The sequence below is a fragment of the Bacillus sp. JJ664 genome (assembly GCF_036962205.1).
Classification (GTDB): domain Bacteria; phylum Bacillota; class Bacilli; order Bacillales; family Bacillaceae_G; genus Gottfriedia.
In genome coordinates this window covers 14,900-33,964 of the sequence record NZ_JBALMS010000118.1, presented here as the reverse complement: position 1 = coordinate 33,964, position 19,065 = coordinate 14,900, and the positions used below count along the sequence as shown (strand labels likewise).

The 19,065-nt window shown below is 33.2% G+C and carries 20 protein-coding genes; 1 reads left to right on the top strand and 19 read right to left on the bottom strand.

Annotated elements, in window-relative coordinates:
• Nucleotides 1–109: 109 nt before the first annotated feature.
• The 14 genes from asnS to V7056_RS16750 all read right to left on the bottom strand — a co-directional run bounded on the left by asnS (nt 110) and on the right by V7056_RS16750 (nt 14,177).
• Nucleotides 110–1,402, bottom strand: a complete 1,293-nt coding sequence (asnS, locus tag V7056_RS16815) for an asparagine--tRNA ligase (RefSeq protein WP_499703565.1) — start codon at nt 1,400–1,402, stop codon at nt 110–112.
• A gap of 328 nt (nt 1,403–1,730) precedes the next feature.
• The gene (locus V7056_RS16810) at nt 1,731–2,918 is read right to left on the bottom strand and encodes a pyridoxal phosphate-dependent aminotransferase (RefSeq protein ID WP_499703564.1); all 1,188 of its coding nucleotides are present in this window, start codon (nt 2,916–2,918) and stop codon (nt 1,731–1,733) included.
• Nucleotides 2,919–2,930: 12 nt separating this feature from the next.
• Complete coding sequence (locus V7056_RS16805) at nt 2,931–3,395, bottom strand: cell wall elongation regulator TseB-like domain-containing protein (RefSeq protein WP_499703563.1); 465 nt, start codon at nt 3,393–3,395, stop codon at nt 2,931–2,933.
• 11 nt (nt 3,396–3,406) lie between these two features.
• Complete coding sequence (locus tag V7056_RS16800; protein WP_192602223.1) at nt 3,407–3,577, bottom strand: YpmA family protein; 171 nt, start codon at nt 3,575–3,577, stop codon at nt 3,407–3,409.
• Nucleotides 3,578–3,682: 105 nt separating this feature from the next.
• The gene (gene dinG, locus V7056_RS16795) at nt 3,683–6,454 is read right to left on the bottom strand and encodes an ATP-dependent DNA helicase DinG (protein ID WP_499703562.1); all 2,772 of its coding nucleotides are present in this window, start codon (nt 6,452–6,454) and stop codon (nt 3,683–3,685) included.
• A 91-nt stretch (nt 6,455–6,545) separates the two neighbouring features.
• Nucleotides 6,546–6,929, bottom strand: a complete 384-nt coding sequence (gene panD / locus V7056_RS16790; protein ID WP_499703561.1) for an aspartate 1-decarboxylase — start codon at nt 6,927–6,929, stop codon at nt 6,546–6,548.
• 22 nt (nt 6,930–6,951) lie between these two features.
• Nucleotides 6,952–7,794: a pantoate--beta-alanine ligase gene (gene panC, locus V7056_RS16785; protein WP_499703560.1), complete on the bottom strand. Its 843-nt coding sequence runs from the start codon at nt 7,792–7,794 to the stop codon at nt 6,952–6,954.
• Complete coding sequence (gene panB, locus V7056_RS16780) at nt 7,791–8,633, bottom strand: 3-methyl-2-oxobutanoate hydroxymethyltransferase (protein ID WP_499703559.1); 843 nt, start codon at nt 8,631–8,633, stop codon at nt 7,791–7,793. The genes panC and panB overlap by 4 nt, the downstream gene beginning before the upstream one ends.
• A gap of 224 nt (nt 8,634–8,857) precedes the next feature.
• A complete protein-coding gene (locus V7056_RS16775) occupies nt 8,858–9,841 on the bottom strand; it encodes a biotin--[acetyl-CoA-carboxylase] ligase (protein ID WP_499703558.1) in 984 nt (327 codons plus the stop codon).
• Nucleotides 9,826–11,016, bottom strand: a complete 1,191-nt coding sequence (locus V7056_RS16770; RefSeq protein WP_499703557.1) for a CCA tRNA nucleotidyltransferase — start codon at nt 11,014–11,016, stop codon at nt 9,826–9,828. The genes V7056_RS16775 and V7056_RS16770 overlap by 16 nt, the downstream gene beginning before the upstream one ends.
• A 2-nt stretch (nt 11,017–11,018) precedes the next feature.
• On the bottom strand, nt 11,019–12,149 hold the full coding sequence (gene bshA / locus V7056_RS16765) for an N-acetyl-alpha-D-glucosaminyl L-malate synthase BshA (RefSeq protein ID WP_499703556.1): 1,131 nt from the start codon (nt 12,147–12,149) through the stop codon (nt 11,019–11,021).
• Between the two features lie 35 nt (nt 12,150–12,184).
• On the bottom strand, nt 12,185–12,886 hold the full coding sequence (gene bshB1, locus V7056_RS16760; RefSeq protein ID WP_499703555.1) for a bacillithiol biosynthesis deacetylase BshB1: 702 nt from the start codon (nt 12,884–12,886) through the stop codon (nt 12,185–12,187).
• 155 nt (nt 12,887–13,041) lie between these two features.
• Nucleotides 13,042–13,845, bottom strand: a complete 804-nt coding sequence (dapB, locus tag V7056_RS16755; RefSeq protein ID WP_499703554.1) for a 4-hydroxy-tetrahydrodipicolinate reductase — start codon at nt 13,843–13,845, stop codon at nt 13,042–13,044.
• Between the two features lie 5 nt (nt 13,846–13,850).
• Nucleotides 13,851–14,177 carry a nucleotide pyrophosphohydrolase gene (locus V7056_RS16750; protein WP_499703553.1) on the bottom strand — a complete coding sequence of 109 codons (327 nt, stop codon included), beginning with the start codon at nt 14,175–14,177 and terminating at the stop codon, nt 13,851–13,853.
• A 137-nt stretch (nt 14,178–14,314) separates the two neighbouring features.
• On the opposite strand from V7056_RS16750, the gene V7056_RS16745 reads away from it, so the two are divergent.
• On the top strand, nt 14,315–15,187 hold the full coding sequence (locus tag V7056_RS16745) for a YitT family protein (RefSeq protein ID WP_499703552.1): 873 nt from the start codon (nt 14,315–14,317) through the stop codon (nt 15,185–15,187).
• A 43-nt stretch (nt 15,188–15,230) separates the two neighbouring features.
• Here V7056_RS16745 and V7056_RS16740 read toward each other — a convergent pair whose 3' ends face one another.
• From V7056_RS16740 to qcrB, 5 genes are all read right to left on the bottom strand, one after another.
• On the bottom strand, nt 15,231–15,911 hold the full coding sequence (locus V7056_RS16740) for a zinc metallopeptidase (protein WP_499703551.1): 681 nt from the start codon (nt 15,909–15,911) through the stop codon (nt 15,231–15,233).
• Between the two features lie 58 nt (nt 15,912–15,969).
• A complete protein-coding gene (locus V7056_RS16735; RefSeq protein ID WP_499703550.1) occupies nt 15,970–16,752 on the bottom strand; it encodes a sporulation protein YpjB in 783 nt (260 codons plus the stop codon).
• A gap of 58 nt (nt 16,753–16,810) precedes the next feature.
• Nucleotides 16,811–17,395: a DUF1405 domain-containing protein gene (locus tag V7056_RS16730; protein ID WP_499703549.1), complete on the bottom strand. Its 585-nt coding sequence runs from the start codon at nt 17,393–17,395 to the stop codon at nt 16,811–16,813.
• Nucleotides 17,396–17,552: 157 nt separating this feature from the next.
• Nucleotides 17,553–18,332 carry a c-type cytochrome gene (locus V7056_RS16725; protein WP_499703548.1) on the bottom strand — a complete coding sequence of 260 codons (780 nt, stop codon included), beginning with the start codon at nt 18,330–18,332 and terminating at the stop codon, nt 17,553–17,555.
• A gap of 58 nt (nt 18,333–18,390) precedes the next feature.
• Nucleotides 18,391–19,065: a menaquinol-cytochrome c reductase cytochrome b subunit gene (qcrB, locus tag V7056_RS16720; protein WP_107901719.1), complete on the bottom strand. Its 675-nt coding sequence runs from the start codon at nt 19,063–19,065 to the stop codon at nt 18,391–18,393.

Here is a 19,065-nt window from a genome sequence, read left to right as displayed (position 1 = left end):
AACTGTAATGAATCTCCAATTCAGTGAAAAACAAAAAGAGGTATGAGAACCATACCTCTTCTTTAGTTTATCTAATATTCCTTTAAAAAACCATCTAAAAATCGATTTATTATGGGTATAAACGGTTTAATAGACGTGGGAATGGAATAGCTTCACGAACGTGTTCAACGCCTGATAACCATGCTACAGTACGTTCTAAGCCTAGTCCGAATCCTGAGTGAGGAACTGATCCGTATTGACGAAGTTCCATGTACCACTTGTAAGCGTCTGAAGTTAAACCATGCTCTTCACAACGTTTTGCTAATAATTCATAATCATCAATACGTTCTGAACCACCAATGATTTCTCCATATCCTTCAGGAGCAATTAAATCCGCACATAGTACTACTTCTGGATTTGTTGGATCTGGTTTCATATAGAATGATTTAATTTTCGCTGGATATTTTGTAATGAATACAGGCTTATCAAAGCTTTCTGCAATTGCAGTTTCATGTGGCGCACCGAAATCGTCACCCCAAGTAATATCGTCAAATCCTTTTTCATTTAAGAACTTAATTGCATCATCATATGAAATTCTAGGGAATGGTGCTTTAATATTTTCTAATTTCGCAACGTCACGACCTAATGTCTTTAACTCTAATTGACAATTTTTTAGAACTGATTGCGCTAAATGTGAAACATAATTTTCTTGTACTACTAAGTTATCTTCATGGTCCATGAATGCCATTTCTGGTTCAATCATCCAAAACTCAATTAAATGACGGCGTGTTTTAGATTTTTCTGCACGGAAAGTAGGTCCAAATGAAAATACTTTTCCAAGTGCCATTGCAGCAGCTTCCATATAAAGCTGACCACTTTGAGAAAGATATGCATCTTCATCGAAATATTTAGTGTGGAACAATTCAGTTGTTCCTTCTGGAGCACTTCCAGTTAAAATTGGTGGATCAACCTTAACAAATCCATTTTCATTGAAAAACTCATAAGTAGCACGAATAATTTCATTACGAATTTTCATTACAGCATGTTGTCTACGAGAACGTAACCATAAATGACGGTTATCCATTAAAAACTCTGTACCATGCTCTTTTGGTGTAATTGGAAAATCTACTGATTCATGGATTACTTCTACATCCGTTACATTTAATTCAAAACCTAATGGTGAACGCTCATCTTTACGTACTGTACCAGTTACATAAAGTGAAGTTTCTTGTGTAAGTGCTTTTGCTTTTTGGAAAATTTCTTCTCCAACTTCTTCTTTTACTACAACCCCTTGAATGAAACCTGAACCGTCTCGAAGTTGTAAAAATGCGATTTTTCCGCTTGAGCGTTTATTTGCTAACCAAGCTCCGATTGTAACTGTTTGATCAACATATTTATGTACTTGTGATATTGTCGTTTTCAAAAATAACCCTCCAAAACATATGTATAAATAATGTAAATATTCCTATAAACATATTCATTATACCCTTCAAATCTCTCTATATCAACGTTAACTGATAAAATATGACAGAAAGATTCTCGGATGAATAGTAAAAAATGAAAAAATTAACTTGTAATACCTCTTAAAAAGAGAAAAGCTAAGCATTTGCTTAGCTTTATATTATGGAATATCAATTTTATCAGACTCGTTAAAAACAATTTTTAATTAGTCTTAGCAACAGAATTTTCTTCAGTATCTACTCACTTTAGTAAACAACGATAAAACTTGTGATTGTAATTCAGACCAAAAGTTAGCTAGGGATACTCGCTTTCATAAATTGCTCAATTCGTTCTAGCGCTTTATCCAGTTGTTCTTGTGAAGTTGCATAAGATAAGCGAATATTTTCAGGTGAGCCAAAACCAGATCCAGGGATTACAGCTACACTTGCTTTTTCAAGTAATTCTGTCACAAAATCATCAACATTGTTGAATCCTGCCATTTTAGCAGCCTCTGTAACATTTGGGAATAAATAAAATGCACCATTTGGTTTTACACATGTGAAACCTGGAATCGTTACAAGTCTATCGTATGTTTTATTTAAGCGATCTTCAAATGCTACTCTCATTTCTTCAACAGGAGCATCTCCCATTTCGTAAGCTTTAATTGTAGCAATTTGTGCCATAGTTGTTGGATTTGATGTTGAATGACTTGCAAGATTTGTCATCGCGTTAATAATGTCTTTATTACCAACTGCATATCCAATTCTCCATCCCGTCATTGAGTGAGATTTTGATACACCATTAATAATAATTGTTTGCTCTTTAAATTCAGGGCTTAATTGTGCAATTGATACATGTTTTGCACCATCGTAGACTAATTTTTCATAAATCTCGTCAGAAACGATTAAAATATCATGTTTTAAACAAACTTCACCAATTTCTCTTAATTCTTGTTCAGTATAAATCATACCCGTAGGATTACTTGGTGAGTTTATAATAATTGCTTTCGTATTTTCAGTAATTGCAGCCTCGATTTGTTCAGGCGTTACTTTAAATTGTTGATGCTCATACCCTTCAATAAAAACAGGTACACCTTCAGCAAGAATTACTTGTTCAGGATAACTTACCCAATAAGGAGTTGGAATAATCACTTCATTGCCTGGATCTAAAATTGCTTGAAACAATGTATATAATGCATGTTTTGCACCATTCGTTACGACAACTTCAGCTGGCGAATAGCTTATTCCTTGATCGTTTTGTAATTTATCACAAATTGCTTTTCGAAGTGTAGGAAGTCCGTTTGATGGCGTATACTTTGTTTGGCCGTTCATCATTGCTGCGTATGCTTCATCAATAATTGCAGTTGGTGTATTAAAGTCTGGTTCTCCTGCCCCTAAACCAATTACATCGATTCCTCTATCTTTCATTTCCTTTGCTTTTGCTGTAATAGCTAGTGTTGTCGATGGTGTTAACGCGCTTACTCTTTTTGCTAGTTTCATCATTTCTTCCCCCTAGATACTATAACGTTTTAAAAGCTCACCATTTTCAAAAGCAGCATAATAAAAATTAAAACGCCCTTGTTTATCTATATATACTACTTCCCATAATGGAATTTTGTTCTCTATTCCTAACTTAACTTTATGTATTTCTTTTGGGTCTCGTTCATTCGTTACTTTTTCTATAATTTCTTGTTTTGTTAAGCCTTCACTTTTTTTCCTAGCGATAATATTTCCATCCTGTACCCAAGCAATTATTTCATTATTTGTATCATCTTTACCTGTTAAAACAATTGCTTGCTCTTTACCATGATAGTAATCAGAACTAGCAACAGTTTTTATATAGCCTTGCTTAACTGCAAGCTCTACTGCTTTCTTTTTATCATCATTTAATGGTGATAAAGAAGACTGGTAAGTTGAAATAAAAAATAAAGCTAGAAATACGATGCCTAATCCAAGGATGATTAACCATTTTTTCATATATACCTCATTTAAGTTCGATAAATTGTAAACACTGCGTTTTCTGGATTTTCTTTATCAAGTGCAAGACCAAACATTAAATCCTGTTCTTTTAATGTTCGATTTAAACTATCAACAATTTTATAAAGTTCCTTTGTATATTCAATCTTTGTTGTTGATAACACTTCAATCTTTGTATTCATGTTGCTCCTCCTAAAAATGTATATGGATATACATCACAATATTGTCATTATACCACACGAAATAACTGATTCCCCTATATTCTCATGCTAATTGTTTAAAAATGTCTAAAAATCGTTTAATAGTTCATCAATTGTATTGATTTTGATTTTATTTTCAGGAATAAGCTTCAAAAATTCTTCTCCATAATTTGCATTGATAATACGATTATCCAAAACAAATAACGACCCTTGATCTTTTTCATTACGAATTAAACGTCCATAGCCTTGTCTAAATTTAAATACAGCGAGTGGTAGAGCTAAATTCGAAAACGAATTTTCACCAGCTTTCTTTATTAAATTTGATTTCGCAATAAACATAGGTTTTTCAGGATTCGTAAAAGGCAAGCGTACAATGATTAAACAATCTAATTCTTCATTTGGCAGGTCAATTCCTTCCCAAAATGTGTTTGTACCTAATAAAATTGTTTGTTTTGATTGTAAAAACTGTTTAATTAACCTTTGCTTTCCACCTTGAGAGAAACCTTGTGCTAAAACAGTTGCTTGAATTGAATCCACCAAATGATCATAGGTTTGTTTTAACAAGTCAAAAGCTGTAAATAAAACTAATGTTCTTCCTTTTATTTTATTAGCTATTTTGCTAATTGCATTTGCGGTTTGAAGCGCATAGTCTTCTATGGAAATATCTTTAATTCCCTTTAAATCAGTAGGTATATACACCTTCATACCTTGTTGAAAATCTAATGGAACTGGATAGATTTTTTCTATCACATTCTCTTCAGGTAATCCTAACGTTGACTTCATATAATCAAATGAATTTTTTAAACTCATTGTTGCAGATGTAAATATAATTGAATCACGTTCTTTAATTAAAAACTTGTTAATTAAGTCTGCATTGTTTACTTTTTCACTATATAACATTGTCGTATGGAATGAACCTTTTGATTCCGTATCCATCCATCTAATAAACTGTTCGTTTTGATCGAAAAGAATTTCTTGTAAGCCATTTTTCATCAAATATAAATTATCAATAATCATTTTAAATTCATTGATCATTGCTTTTTGAAATGAATTAGCTTTTAAATCACTAGTCAGTTTAAAGTATTGCTCACATTCTTTAAATAAAGAATTATTCGTATGAACTAATCGATTCGCACATTCAATAATGACCTTCCAGTTTTGGCTAGAAGTATTATTACGATTTAACGTAAGTGATTGTCTTATATTGTCTTTATCAAATTCATTTTGCTTCGATAAGGTGAAATCTCTCAGTAACCTGAATAGTTCATCTGATTCATATTTTATTTCTTTTATGTAATGGTCTATTTTTTTCCACCATTTCACTCTATTTTCGTTCGATTCATCAAGCTTATATAATCTATGAACAAGTTCGTTACCATCTGATGTACTTAATCTGCTCAAATATTGATAATATTTTAAGCATGAAAATGTGGTCCCAAAAGTTTTCGACGATGTTTCTTCTAGAGAATGTGCCTCATCTATTACGATGTTTTTAACCGTGTTTAATAAATGTTCTTTATTTTTTAAAGTTGATAATAAATAAGCATGATTTGTAATAATTAAATCAGCAAGCATCAATTGATTTTTAGCTCTTTGATAAAAACATTTATGAAACCATGGGTTTGACCTTTTATTTTCACTTTCGTCATTGCAGCACACTCGTTCCCATAAATGAATCCCACCAGATGGCAAGGAAAGCTCGTCTAGTTCTCCGCTTTCTGTTTCAGTTAGCCAAACACAAATCATTGCTTTCGATAAAATACTATCGTAATTATCATCAAATTCGTCAATCACATATTCAAATTTTTGCAAACAAAGATAATTTTTTTTGCTTTGGATTGAAGCCACTTTTAATTGAAAAGGCAATAATGTTTCAACAGTTGGCAAATGTTTTTTTGTCATTTGTTTTTGTAATGAAATTGTACTCGTACTAATGATGACTTGCTTACCAAATTGTTTTGAGAAAAAAGCTGACGGGATTAAATAACCAAAGGTTTTACCTACACCTGTGCTTGCCTCAGATAAAAGAATCTTTTTGGATTCAAAGGCTTCAAAAACATCCTGCATATAGGAAATCTGCTCTTCTCTTTTATGAAAAGTAGGCATTTCAACTTCCATTCGCTGGTTTAAGTCGCGCTCCAGGTATTCTTTGAACTCAACAAAGTCCTCTTCTTCCTGAGGTAAACTAAAATTACTTTTTTTAATCGCGACTCTTCTAAATTCTTCTATTTGTTCTTCTCTTTTATTAGACTCTGATTTTTTTTGTATTAAATCTGAAATATAGTATGTAATGTCACTTTTAAAGCTTTTACTTAAGTTTTCAAGTATTTTTAATGAAGCATATGGTAAACTTTCAAGCTTATTAAGTAAAATCGTTAATAATTCAGCTGTTACTTCAGCATCACTATCTGCTTGATGTGGATTTTCATGTTCAATTTGAAATACTTTTGCTAAATCTGACAGCTTATAGCTTGATAATGTTGGATATAAAATTCTTGTCAATTCAACTGTATCAATTGATAAAGGATGAATCTTTGGGAGTCCAACCCGTTCGAATTCTTTTTGTAAAAATGTTAAGTCAAAATGAACATTATGAGCTACAAAGTATGCATCCTCAAAAATTGGATATAATTCTTCTGCAATTTGTTCAAACTGTGGTGCATGTGACACCATATCTTTATGTATTCCTGTTAATTCACTGATAAAGGTTGGAATTTCAATAAGCGGATTGATAAAACTAGAAAACTGTTCTATTACTTCACCGTTCTCAAGTACAAAGGCTGCAATTTGAATAATTCGATCTTGACCTCTACTGTTGTTACCTGTCGTCTCAAGATCAACTACAACAAACTTATTCATTTTTTGCCACCTCCATTTTCTCTATTGTGATTATTTTGCATAAAACAAATTAAACAATACAAAAAAATCCCCTAAAAAGAGGGGATTTCCATTACTTAATTGTCCCTGCTATTTCTTTACCAATCATTTCGACAATTTCATTGTTATCATTTAAAATTGCAATATTTGGTACATGCTGTTCAAGCATTTCTTCTTCAACTTGACCGTAAGCAATAATGATTACTTTGTCGCCTTCTTGAACAAGTCTAGCTGCCGCACCATTTAAACAAATGACTCCACTTCCACGTTTTCCTGGGATTACGTAAGTTTCAAGTCGAGCACCATTATTGTTATTTACAATTTGTACTTTTTCATTTTCACGAACATCCACTGCATCCATTAAATTTTCATCAATTGTAATACTACCAACATAATTTAAATTTGCTTCTGTAACAGTCGCTCTATGAAGTTTTGCTCTCATCATTGTACGAATCATCTATTTTTCCCCCTACATACGATCAAATATCAACGATTATATTATCAATTAAACGTGCATTTGAAAATTTCACAGCAATTGCTATGATGATTTTTCCATTGATTGTATCTATTTTTTCTAAATTAGGATATGAATAAACATTTATATAATCAATCGTGCCAGACGTTTTTGTTTTTATTGTTTGAGCAATTTGTTCAATTAGATGCTCTACTTTATGCTCTCCATTTTTAATATCCTCTACAGCCTTTTGTAAGCTTTTATATAAGGTAGGAGCTTCTAAACGTTCTTTTTCACTTAAATAAATATTTCTAGAACTTTTTGCTAAACCATCTTCTTCTCTTACAGTTGGAATTGCATTTAAAGTTACTGGAATATTATAATCTTCAATCAAGCCTTCAATCACTGCAACTTGTTGAGCATCCTTTAACCCAAAATAAACATCGTCTGGACCAACAATATTAAATAATTTAGTAACGACTAATGCAACTCCGTCAAAGTGTCCTGGTCTCTTTTCGCCACAAAGTACATCAACTCGTTTCGTTACCTTCATTGTAGATTTTAATTCATTTGGGTACATTTCTTCAACTGTTGGATAAAATAGGTAATCGACCCCAGCATTACTTGCGATTTTTTCATCTCTTTCAAAGTCTCTTGGATATTGATCAAAATCTTCATTTGGTCCAAATTGAGTTGGATTCACAAATATACTCAATACAACAACGTCATTTTTTCTTCGAGCTCCTTTTAACAAAGTTACATGACCTTCATGAAGATAACCCATTGTTGGAACAAATCCGATTGTTTGACTATTTCGATGAGATTTCAGTTCATCGCGTAAATCTTTTATTTTATGAAAAACCTTCATTGCGAACTTCCCCCGTATAATGCCTTTAACTGTTCTTCTTTCATAGTGAAAGAATGTTTATCATCTGGAAACTGTTTAGCTTTTACTTCTTGAACATATGTTGCAATTGCATTTTCAATTGTCGTTGAAACATTTGCATATTGTTTAACGAATTTTGCTACTTTACCAACACCATATGTTATTAAATCATGATAAACAAGTACTTGACCATCACATTCAACACCAGCACCGATCCCAATCGTTGGAATTGATAAATCATGTGATATATCTTTTGCAATTTGTTTTGGAATACATTCTAATACAATTGCAAATGCGCCTGCTTCTTCACATTTTTTTGCATCATTAAACAATTTCATTGCACTCTCGGAATCTCGTGCTTGAACTTTATATCCACCTAAAACTCCTACTGACTGAGGCGTTAAACCAAGGTGAGCAACGACAGGAACACCAGCAGCTGTTAATGCTTTAATGACTTCTAATACATGGTCATCAGCACCTTCAAGTTTTACAGCATGCGCATCCCCTTCTTGCATGATTCTGCATGCACTTCTTAATGCTTCCTCTTTTGAAATATGATAAGACATAAACGGCATATCAGTTACGATAAATGTATTTTGCGCTCCGCGTTTAACAGCTTTAGAATGATGAATCATGTCATCAACCGTAACTTTGATTGTTGAATCATATCCTAATACCACATTGCCAAGTGAATCACCTACTAAAATCATATCCACTTCACTTTTTTCAGCTAATAAAGCTGATGGATAATCGTAAGCTGTAATCATTACGATTGAATCCTTGTTTTCCTTCATTGATACAAAATCCTTCGTTGTTTTCATCTCGTTTCCTCCTTTGAATGAAGAGGAAGTAGGGCTACAATAAAAAACCTTTGCTCAATTAGAACAAAGGAAAATTGTAAACCATCTCATTCCTCTGTCCCAGTCCAATAATGGATCAAGGCAGACACATTTTTATAATAAAGTGTATTGCTTGGTGTAGTTCCTATTAGGATACCACCCATTTCAATCCATATTATAACAATTTATCGAGAAAACGACTAGAATTATTTATTAAATGAAATATCTGCAGAATAAATTGTGTGGATCACACCAGCTGGATCTTCAATTAAAAGTTGACCTTCATCAGTAATGCCAATTGCTTGACCGATTATTTCCTCTGTCAATGTCGTCGCTTTTATTTGTTTCCCTAGTGAGATCGCATAGCTTTCCCATAGAATTTTTATCGGTTTAAAACCTTTTTCTAGGAAAATTTCATAATACTTTTCAAATTCAGCTAAAATGACCTGAATTAATTTAGCACGCAAAAATGGTTGACCTTTTTCAATTCTTAATGAAGTTGCAATATCTGAAAGCTCTAACGGGTAGTCGCTCTCAACTTGATTAACATTGATTCCAATCCCAATTACGACGCTTTTTATACAGTCTGCATCACCTTGCATCTCTGTTAGGATCCCGCAAACCTTTTTCTTATTTATTAATAAATCATTTGGCCATTTTATATTCGGATGAATACCCGTTACTTTTTCAATCGCAGATGCAATCGCAACCGCTGTCAGCAAAGTAAGCTGCGGGGCAACTCTAGGTGAGATTGACGGTCTTAAAATCAAACTCATTGCAATTGCCTTTCCATCTGATGTGACCCAATTTCTTTGTAGTCTGCCACGACCTTTTAATTGTCTCTCAGCCACCACGATTGTACCTTCTGGAGCATCATTCATTACCAATTCACTGGCAATAATTTGAGTGGAATTAACCTCTTCTTGATAGACTATTTGGCGACCAAATTTTTTAGTTTCTAACCCAAGTTGGATATCAGTAGAAGTCATCCTGTCAGATTTACCAATTATTTTATATCCAACTTTACGAACAGCCTGTACTTCAATGCCTTCTTCTTGTAGTTCTTTCATGTATTTCCAAATTGCGGTACGTGAAATTCCTAATTTATCACTTAAATATTGTCCTGATAAATACTTGTCATGATTTTCGGTGAATAGTTGTATGATTTGTTCTTTTACTTTTGATGCCACGTTTGAAACCACTCCTTTATCGCAGGTTGGTTATTTGTTAATTTTTGTTCTACAATTAGCATTTCGATTTCACCAATCACTTCTTTTAACCATGGTCCAGCTTTTTCATTTGTCCATTTTAATAAATCATTTCCTGTAAAACATAATTCAGCTTTTGAATGAATTGATAAATGATTGAATTGATCAGTTAATGATTGTTCCGTTCTTCTATTCGCAATATTCCCTAAAACGGTTTGTAATCGCTCATACTTTATTGCATATTCTAATCCAGTATTGTATAAATTCGAATGACTCCACTCTAACTCATCATTTTTCAACAATAAATATAACTTCAAAATCTGTTTCATTCGTTCATTCGACATTTTCCAATTACGGAGAATAGACTCTGGTTGATCAAACTTTCCAATCAGTAGAATCAATGCCCAGAATTCTTCAATTGTCTTCAAATTTTCGATTGGCAAAGTATGTATTTTCGTGAAAATTTGTTTGCCATCTTGAAAGTTTGGTAAATGCTCAATTAAGTTCGTATCAATACATAATTGAATGGCTTTCTTAGGTGATCTTCCAGTTAGCATCTTCTCAAATTCTACACTAATTCTTTCTGTCGCAATTTTTTCGATTAATGAACAATTAGATTGAATCGCAATAAACGTATCATTATGCATTGAAAAGTCTAACTGACTAACAAAACGAATTCCCCTCATCATCCGCAGGGCATCCTCATGAAATCTTTCGTTTGCATTACCAACAGCTTGTATTAATTGCTGATTGATCGCTTCTTCACCGTTAAATGGATCAATGTAGTTTTCATTTACATCCATTGCAATTGCATTCATCGTAAAATCTCTTCGTTTCAAATCTTCCAGGATTGATTTTACATAAATAACTTCCGAAGGTCTTCTATAGTCTTCATAAGTTGATTCCGTACGAAATGTAGTAATTTCATAGGACTCATTCTGCTCAATGACTAAAACTGTGCCATGCTGTAGACCAGTAGGCACAGTTTTTGTGAAAATACTCATTACCTCTTCAGGTAATGCGGAAGTTGCAATATCGATATCACCAATTTCTTTGTTTAGTAATTTATCTCTTACACAACCTCCGACAAAATACGCTTCAAATCCATTTTCGATTAGCTTTGTTAAAATTGGCTTCGCATTTTCAAATATATTCATGGTCAATTCAGTCCTAATAGATCCTTATAGATTGATAAATATTGTGAAACAATCTGAGTTGAATGGAATCGTTCCTTTACTAGTTCAATTGCTCGTTTAGAAATTTTCTGGTGAAGTTCTTCATCCTTTAGTAAATTTAGTGTGTGATACGTAATTTGTTCAATATCTCCTAAATCACAAAGATAACCATTCTCACCATGTTCAATCACTTCAGGGATTCCACCGATTCTTGTTCCGATACAAGGTACGCCACATGCCATTGCTTCTAAAAGTACAAGACCAAAGCTTTCTTTTGATGATAATAACAATTTCACATCACTCATCGATAATAATTCTTCAACATTTTCTTGTTTCCCTAAAAATAAAACATCTTTTTCTATGCCAAGTTCATTTACTAATTTACATAGCACCGAAAGCTCAGGCCCATCACCAACTAAAAGAAGTTTAGCTGGGATTTCTTTTCGAACTAAATTAAAAACATTTACAACGTCCTTTGTCCGTTTTACTTGTCTAAAATTAGAAATATGAATAATGACTTTTTCATGTTCTTTTATTCCGTACTCTGCCTTTAATGCACGACAATTCCGTTTATAGTAAACTCTTTCATCGATGAAATTGTAAACCGTTTGAATATCCTTATCTGGGCTAACTAGTTCATTTGTTTGATGAATTAAATCGTTCGAAACAGCAGTAACTGCATCAGATTTTTCAATTCCAAATTTAATTAGTTCTGTTAAAGATGGATCATAACCTAGTACAGTAATATCCGTGCCGTGTAATGTTGTAACAATTTTCACCTCATGATGAATCATTTGTTTTGCTAAGAAAGCACAAACAGCATGAGGAATTGCATAATGAACATGTAGAATATCTAATTTTTCACGATTCGCTACTTCAGCCATTTTACTTGCTAAAGCTAAATCATACGGAGGGTATTGAAATACCGAGTATTGATTTACTTCTACAGCATGATAATAAATATTTGGATTTACTTTATTTAATCGAAAAGGCATACTTGATGAAATAAAATGAATCTCATGTCCTTGCTCCGCTAATAATTTACCTAGTTCAGTAGCGATAACCCCAGAACCACCAACAGTAGGATAACATGTGATCCCTATTTTTAACTTCATTTTATCTCTCCTATTAATCTTCTCTGTATTCGTTCTTAAAGAAGCCAATCAGCATTTAGCAAAAGAGGTTTTTTACTTATAAACCCTTCACCATAAGAAAGACCTACTTCTTTTCCAATCATCTTTTCTCTAGCAATCACACTATTTACATAGTCATTTGTTAAAGGTGTAACTACACCAGATTCACCAGGTGTAAATTGACTTTCATATGCTTCTAAAGCCAATTGTTTGTCATGTATTGTTTCTGAAATATCAACAATAAAATTCGGTTTGTGGAAACCATTTATCATGTATTGGAACACATTTTTGACCTTATGGGCTTCAAAATTTGAAGTACCATTATATTTTCGAATGCCCGCTGAAAAAACTGCTTCTTCAACTATTTTTGTACAATTACCATGATCTGGGTGACGATCAATTTCATACGGAGAAAATACAATACTTGGTTTCGTCATTCGAATTAACTGAACGACTTCCTTAATGGCATCTTCATGTAAATAAAGTCCTCTGTCAGGTAATGACAAATTGAAACGTTTTTTTACCCCTAGTACTTCATCCGCTTTTTCCGCTTCTTTTCTTCTTGTTGTTGTATCTCCGTTTGAGGAAAGTTCTGCTTCCGTTAAATCACAGATTGCTACTTTATATCCTAACTTTGTTAGTTTCGCAATTGTCCCTGCCATCCCTATTTCAACATCATCAGGATGAGCACCAAAAGCTAACACATCAAAATAATCCAATTTATTCACTCGCTTCCAAACTAACTTAAAAATTTTCCAATTGTCTTTGTTGTAATTGTTAGTTGCATTGGGTATTTGGTATACATTACATAGTCATCATTAAACCAGGTTCAATAGGTTAAGATGTCAATTGATCTAAAAAAGAAGAATGCACATCAATCCATAATATTTTCTAAGCCATATACAAGTTCAGAAAGCTTCATTACTTCTTCAATTGAAACCTTTACACCTGACATGAAGGATGCTCTATTCATAGAATCGTGACGGACTGTTAATAATTGGCCGTCGCCGCCAAATAGAACTTGTTGATGAGCAACTAAGCCAGGCAATCTTACGCTATGTACTCTCATGCCATTCAGATCCGCTCCTCTTGCTCCTTTTTCAGTTTCAACTTCATTTGGATGACCTTGTCGTTTATATTCTCGTGCTTCCTCGATCATTTGTACAGTTTTAAGTGCTGTTCCAGATGGTGCATCTAATTTTTGATCATGATGAAGCTCAATGATTTCGATGTCTTTAAAATATTTGGCAGCCATTGCGGAGAACTTCATCATTAAAATTGCGCCAATTGCAAAATTCGGCGCAATAATACAGCCTAAACCATTTTGAGATACAAGTTCTTTTAATTCAGCTAACTCATCATTCGTAAACCCTGTCGTACCGATTACAGGACGGATGCCGTTTTTTAATGATAAAAATGCATGTTTTTTGCCAATTTCAGGCGTAGTTAAGTCAACTAAAACATCAAATTTCTCATTTTCAATACATTCTTCTAATGTTTCATAAACAGTCGCTTCACCTTTGTATTGCGGATAAAACTGTTGTACAGTCCCTCCGCCATATTTATAATCTATTGCAGCAACAAGTTCAAAATGCTCAGTTCTCTCGATTAACTGAAGTGCTTCAGTGCCCATTTTCCCTCTAGGTCCTGCCAATACAACGCGAATTACTGTCTCCATACGATTCAATCCTTCCTTGTCCAACGATCTTTATCTCGAGTATTAAATTTATTCATAACCATATCATGGGCTTTTTCTAAATCAATATTTAAACTATTTGCCAAACAAATCATTACAAACAATACATCGCCCAGCTCTTCTTCAATAAGTTTTTCTTTTTCTGAACTCTTTTTTGGTTTTTCACCATATGTATGATTAATTTCTCTAGCCAACTCACCCATTTCTTCAGTTAAACGAGCCATCATTGCTAAAGGACTAAAATAACCCTCTTTAAATTGTCCAATATATGTATCTACTTCATTTTGCATTTCTTTCATCGTTTTTTCGTGCATACTAATATCAACTCCTCAACTAAATCTTATCGAAATGACCACATTTTGACAAATTATATATTATTTTACTTGAAAAAAATACAAGATAAGATAAAAATAAGAGTTTAGGGTGATTTTAATTAGTATGGAGGAAGTTTATGATTTTTAATTTGAAGTTACGTAACATCTTGTTTATTCTTTTAGGCTCTGCAATTTTTTCTTTTGGTATTTTGAATATTAATATTCCAAACAACCTAGCTGAAGGAGGATTCACAGGGATTAACTTAATTCTTTTAGCAAAATTACATATTCCTGTATGGATTTCAAATTTAGCGTTAAATATTCCATTATTTTTTATTGGATGGAGATTACTTGGAACAGTCACAATGCTCTATACAATTATTGGAACAGTTGCAGTTTCATTTTTCTTAAAATTATTTGAGAAATTCCCATTTACAATTGATGTACACGGAGATTTAATGTTAGCTTCATTATTTGCTGGTGTATTTATCGGAGTTGGACTTGGAATCATTTTTCGTTACGGAGGTACAACAGGCGGTGTTGATATAATTGCTCGTCTGGCCTATAAATACAAAGGCATTAATATGGGTAAAACAATGTTTATTTTCGACTTTGTCGTCATTACATTATCGTTATTAACATATTTAAAAGCGTATGAAGCAATGTACACTTTAGTTGCTGTATTTGTTGGCGCAAGAATTATCGACTTCATGCAAGAAGGAGCTTATGCTGCACGTGGCGCAAATATTATTTCAGATAAAAATGATTTGATTGCTGCCCGTATTATGAAAGAGATGGAACGTGGAGCAACTTACTTAAAAGGTACTGGTACATTTACTGGTGAAAGTAAAGATGTATTATTCTGTGTCGTTCCAAAAAATGAATTAGTGCATTTAAAAAATATTATTCAAGATATTGACCCTCATGCTTTCGTTGCTGTAACAGAAGTTCACGATGTATTGGGTGAAGGCTTTACACTTGATGAAAATAAAGTACCGATACAACCATAAAAAAAAGAGGTTCTTAGCATTTGCTTAAGAACCTCTTTTTGCATTAATCTTCGTCATTTTGCATTCCTGTGTAGATTAATACTAAACGTAATAACTCAATTACCGCTACAGCTGCTGCTGCTACATATGTTAATGCTGCCGCATTTAAAACACGTTTTGCATATACATTTTCGTTCGAATTAATAATCCCACTCGTTGTCAGTTGAGTCAATGCTCTGCTTGATGCGTTAAATTCAACTGGTAAAGTTACAATTTGGAATAAAACACCAAGTGCTAAAAGGAGAATACCTACTAATAACATCCCAGATGCCTGAGAAAAGATCCCAATTAAGATAAAGATCCAAGAAAAGTTTGAGCTAAAATTTGCGACTGGTACTAATGAATGTCGAAATCTTAAAAAGCCATAATCTTTTGCATCTTGGATTGCATGACCTACTTCGTGCGCTGCAACTGCAGTACCTGCAACAGTATGCCCATGATAATTCGCTGATGATAATCGAACTACTTTGGCACGTGGATCATAGTGATCTGATAAATATCCACGAGTTTCTTCTACTGCAACATTAAACAACCCATTGTCATTTAAAATTTTTCTTGCTACTTCTGCACCTGACATACCTGATGTAGAGCTTACTTTTGCATATTTATTAAATGTAGATTTCACTTTAAATTGTGCATAAATCGGTATGATTAACACAATAAGAAAGTAAATTATAAAGCCCATTACTATTCCTCCAAAGAAAGATATTTTAGGATATTGTAATGATTAAACGGGAATTTTGTCAATCATTATGCTCTCTTTGCTTTTTGTTTTTATTACGTTCTCCTATATATTTTCTCCATCCCACATAACAAAGAGTACCGACAATAATACCGCCTGTCGTAAATAATGTCCAAAATGTTGCTGGCGGAAATATTGAGTTTCCTTGTTCAAAAATCATTAATAACTCTGTTTGAGTTTGGTCTAATTTTTGACTAAATGCAGGTAAAGCTTCTTTGTTTACACGGTAGTCATCTAAAAATGAAACGAGGGAATTGATTTTCTTTACTTCATCATACGAGAGATCGCTTAATAAGCTTGGATAAATAATCTCAAATTGGTGTAAAAATTGATTCAGTTGAACATCATATGCTTCTGTATCTCCTCTTTCATATGCTGAATCCATATTATGTAAAGGTGTCATAACTGCATTTTTCATTTCTTTCCACATCGGTTGAATAGACGTTTCCCTTGCGTCAATTAATAGTCTTAATCCAAGTACTTTTGCAATTTTTTCTTGTGAATCACCGGCATCATTTTCTAATGATTGCAAAGCATTTTGGAATGTAACTGAAATTGTTTCTAAATCTTTCGGTGTAAATTCCTGATTCTTTTTTGCATTTGCCATATACTTTACTTCAAATTGTTCAATGAGATTTGCACTATGAACATAATCACCTTCTTGAACTAAAGAAAGTGATTTTTCTATTAAAGTTGTTTCTGAATTTATTTTAGCTAAACTTTTTTGATGATTAAATGAAAAGAACATAAAAAAAATGCTGATCCCCACTATTAATTTTTTCATCAAATCCCTCCCTCATAACTACTAATAATTATGAGAGGACGGACAAGAATAGAACTGATCAGATCGAAGCTCTATTTTTAAAAATTAACTGGAAATAAGCAATTAAAATAACAAATATTGATAACCAAAAAGTAAATAATGCAATCCAATCTTGATAAAATCCAAGCATATGATATGTAGGCATTGTTCCAAAGACATAATCAAATATTACATCTTGTAAAATCCATATACTAGCAATCGCTAAATGCCATTTTTTCACTTTAAACATAGGGGCATAGAGAATCGCTTGTAGTGCCATGCAGCCATGGGAAAAGATTAACATATAAGCAATCTCATCAAGTCCATGATCAATATATAAAACAGCTCCATTCATCGCAACTGCCCAAATACCATATTTAACTAAACTTACATATGCTAATGCTTCTATTAATCCATTTTGTTTCTTAAAAATCCAGAGTAATAAAACAAAACAAAAAAAGAGAGATGCTGTTGGGCTATCTGGAACAACAATCCTTAACCAGTTCGGTGTCTCAATTAATTGAGATTTGTACCAGTAATAGCCATAGATTGTTCCAAGTACATTTACTATGAATAAGGCAATTAAACTCGAACGTAGCCTCATTAAACTGTAAATAATGTTCACATTCACACTTCACTTTCATTTGTACTTTATGACTATACTTATTTTATAACACAAAGTTCACAATTCCAATGACAAAAGACCTATCAGAGATGTTACTATTTCAGTATAAGATATGTATTAAATATAAAAAAAGAGTCGAAAATTCGACTCTTCTTTATTATTCAGCTGCTTGACCAGCTTTTGAAACAAATTCAGCTAGGACTTTCAGTTCTTCATCAGTACCTTTAAATACGCCAGCTGGCATTGCTTTTTGACCGTTTCTTGCAATTTTTGCAATTTCTTCAGGTTTTAAACCATTGTTTTGAAGACTTGGCGCTGCCGCTCCACCTTCAAGGTTATCACCGTGACATGATACACATGTATTTTTTTGCAATAACTTATATGCAGGATCTTCTTTATTTAGCTCAACAAAGGCACGGATCTTTCCTTGCTCTTTTTGTTTTGCCCAATCATGGTGTGCAGTTGCTTCCCATGTTAAATAAATAACCCCTGCAAATCCAAGTAACATAAAGCCAGTAGCTAAAGGACGTTTAGAAGGTCTTCTTTCTGTACTACGGTCTAAAAATGGCGCTAATAATAAACCACCAAACGCTAAACCAGGAATTACGAAAGCACCTAATACGTTATAGTCACCTGAAGCAAAGCTATATTTTAAGAATTGATATAAGAATAAGAAATACCAGTCTGGTAATGGTGTATAACCAGTATCAGTTGGATCTGCAACCCTCTCAAGTGGAGATGGATGTGCAATTGTTAATGTTAAGAATCCAGCTAAGAAAACTGCTCCTACCATCCATTCTTTTAATAAGAAGTTTGGCCAGAATGCTTCAGTTTTACCAGGATACTCAGAATAATCTTTTGGAATATTTGCTTTACGACCTGCCATTGCAGGTACACGTGAGTCTCCTACAAATTTCATTCCTTTACCGCGATGCATGTTCTCCCTCCTTTATTCGACACACTTTAGTTAGTAACTAAAGCCCATGCACTAAATCTTATAGTGGACCTGAAATACCTTGCTTACGAATGATTAAGAAATGCGCACCCATTAGAGCAAGTAAAGCACCAGGTAAGAAGAATACATGAATTGCGAAGAAACGAGTAAGTGTTTGTGCACCGATGATTTCCGGATGTCCTGCAATTAAAGTTTTTACTTGCTTACCAATAAATGGTGTTTGTTCAGCAATTTGCAGACCTACTTTAGTCGCAAATAATGCTTTCATATCCCAAGGTAATAAATATCCAGTAAAGCCTAATCCAAGCATTACGAAGAAAATTAATACCCCTACAACCCAGTTAAGTTCACGAGGCTTTTTATATGCGCCTTGGAAGAATACACGTAAAGTATGTAAGAACATCATAACAATTACTAAACTTGCACCCCAGTGATGCATACCACGAACGATTTGTCCGTATGCAACGTTGTTTTGTAAGTAATAAACAGATTCCCATGCATTTTTAATATCCGGAACATAATACATTGTTAAGAACATTCCAGATAAAATTTGAATTACTGTAACGAAAAATGTTAATCCACCAAAGCAATATACGAATGCTGAAAAATGATGTGCTGGATTAACGTGTTCAGGTACTTCGTGATCAGCGATATCTCTCCACAAAGGTGTAATTTCTAATCGCTCATCTACCCAGTCGTAAATTTTGTTTAACAC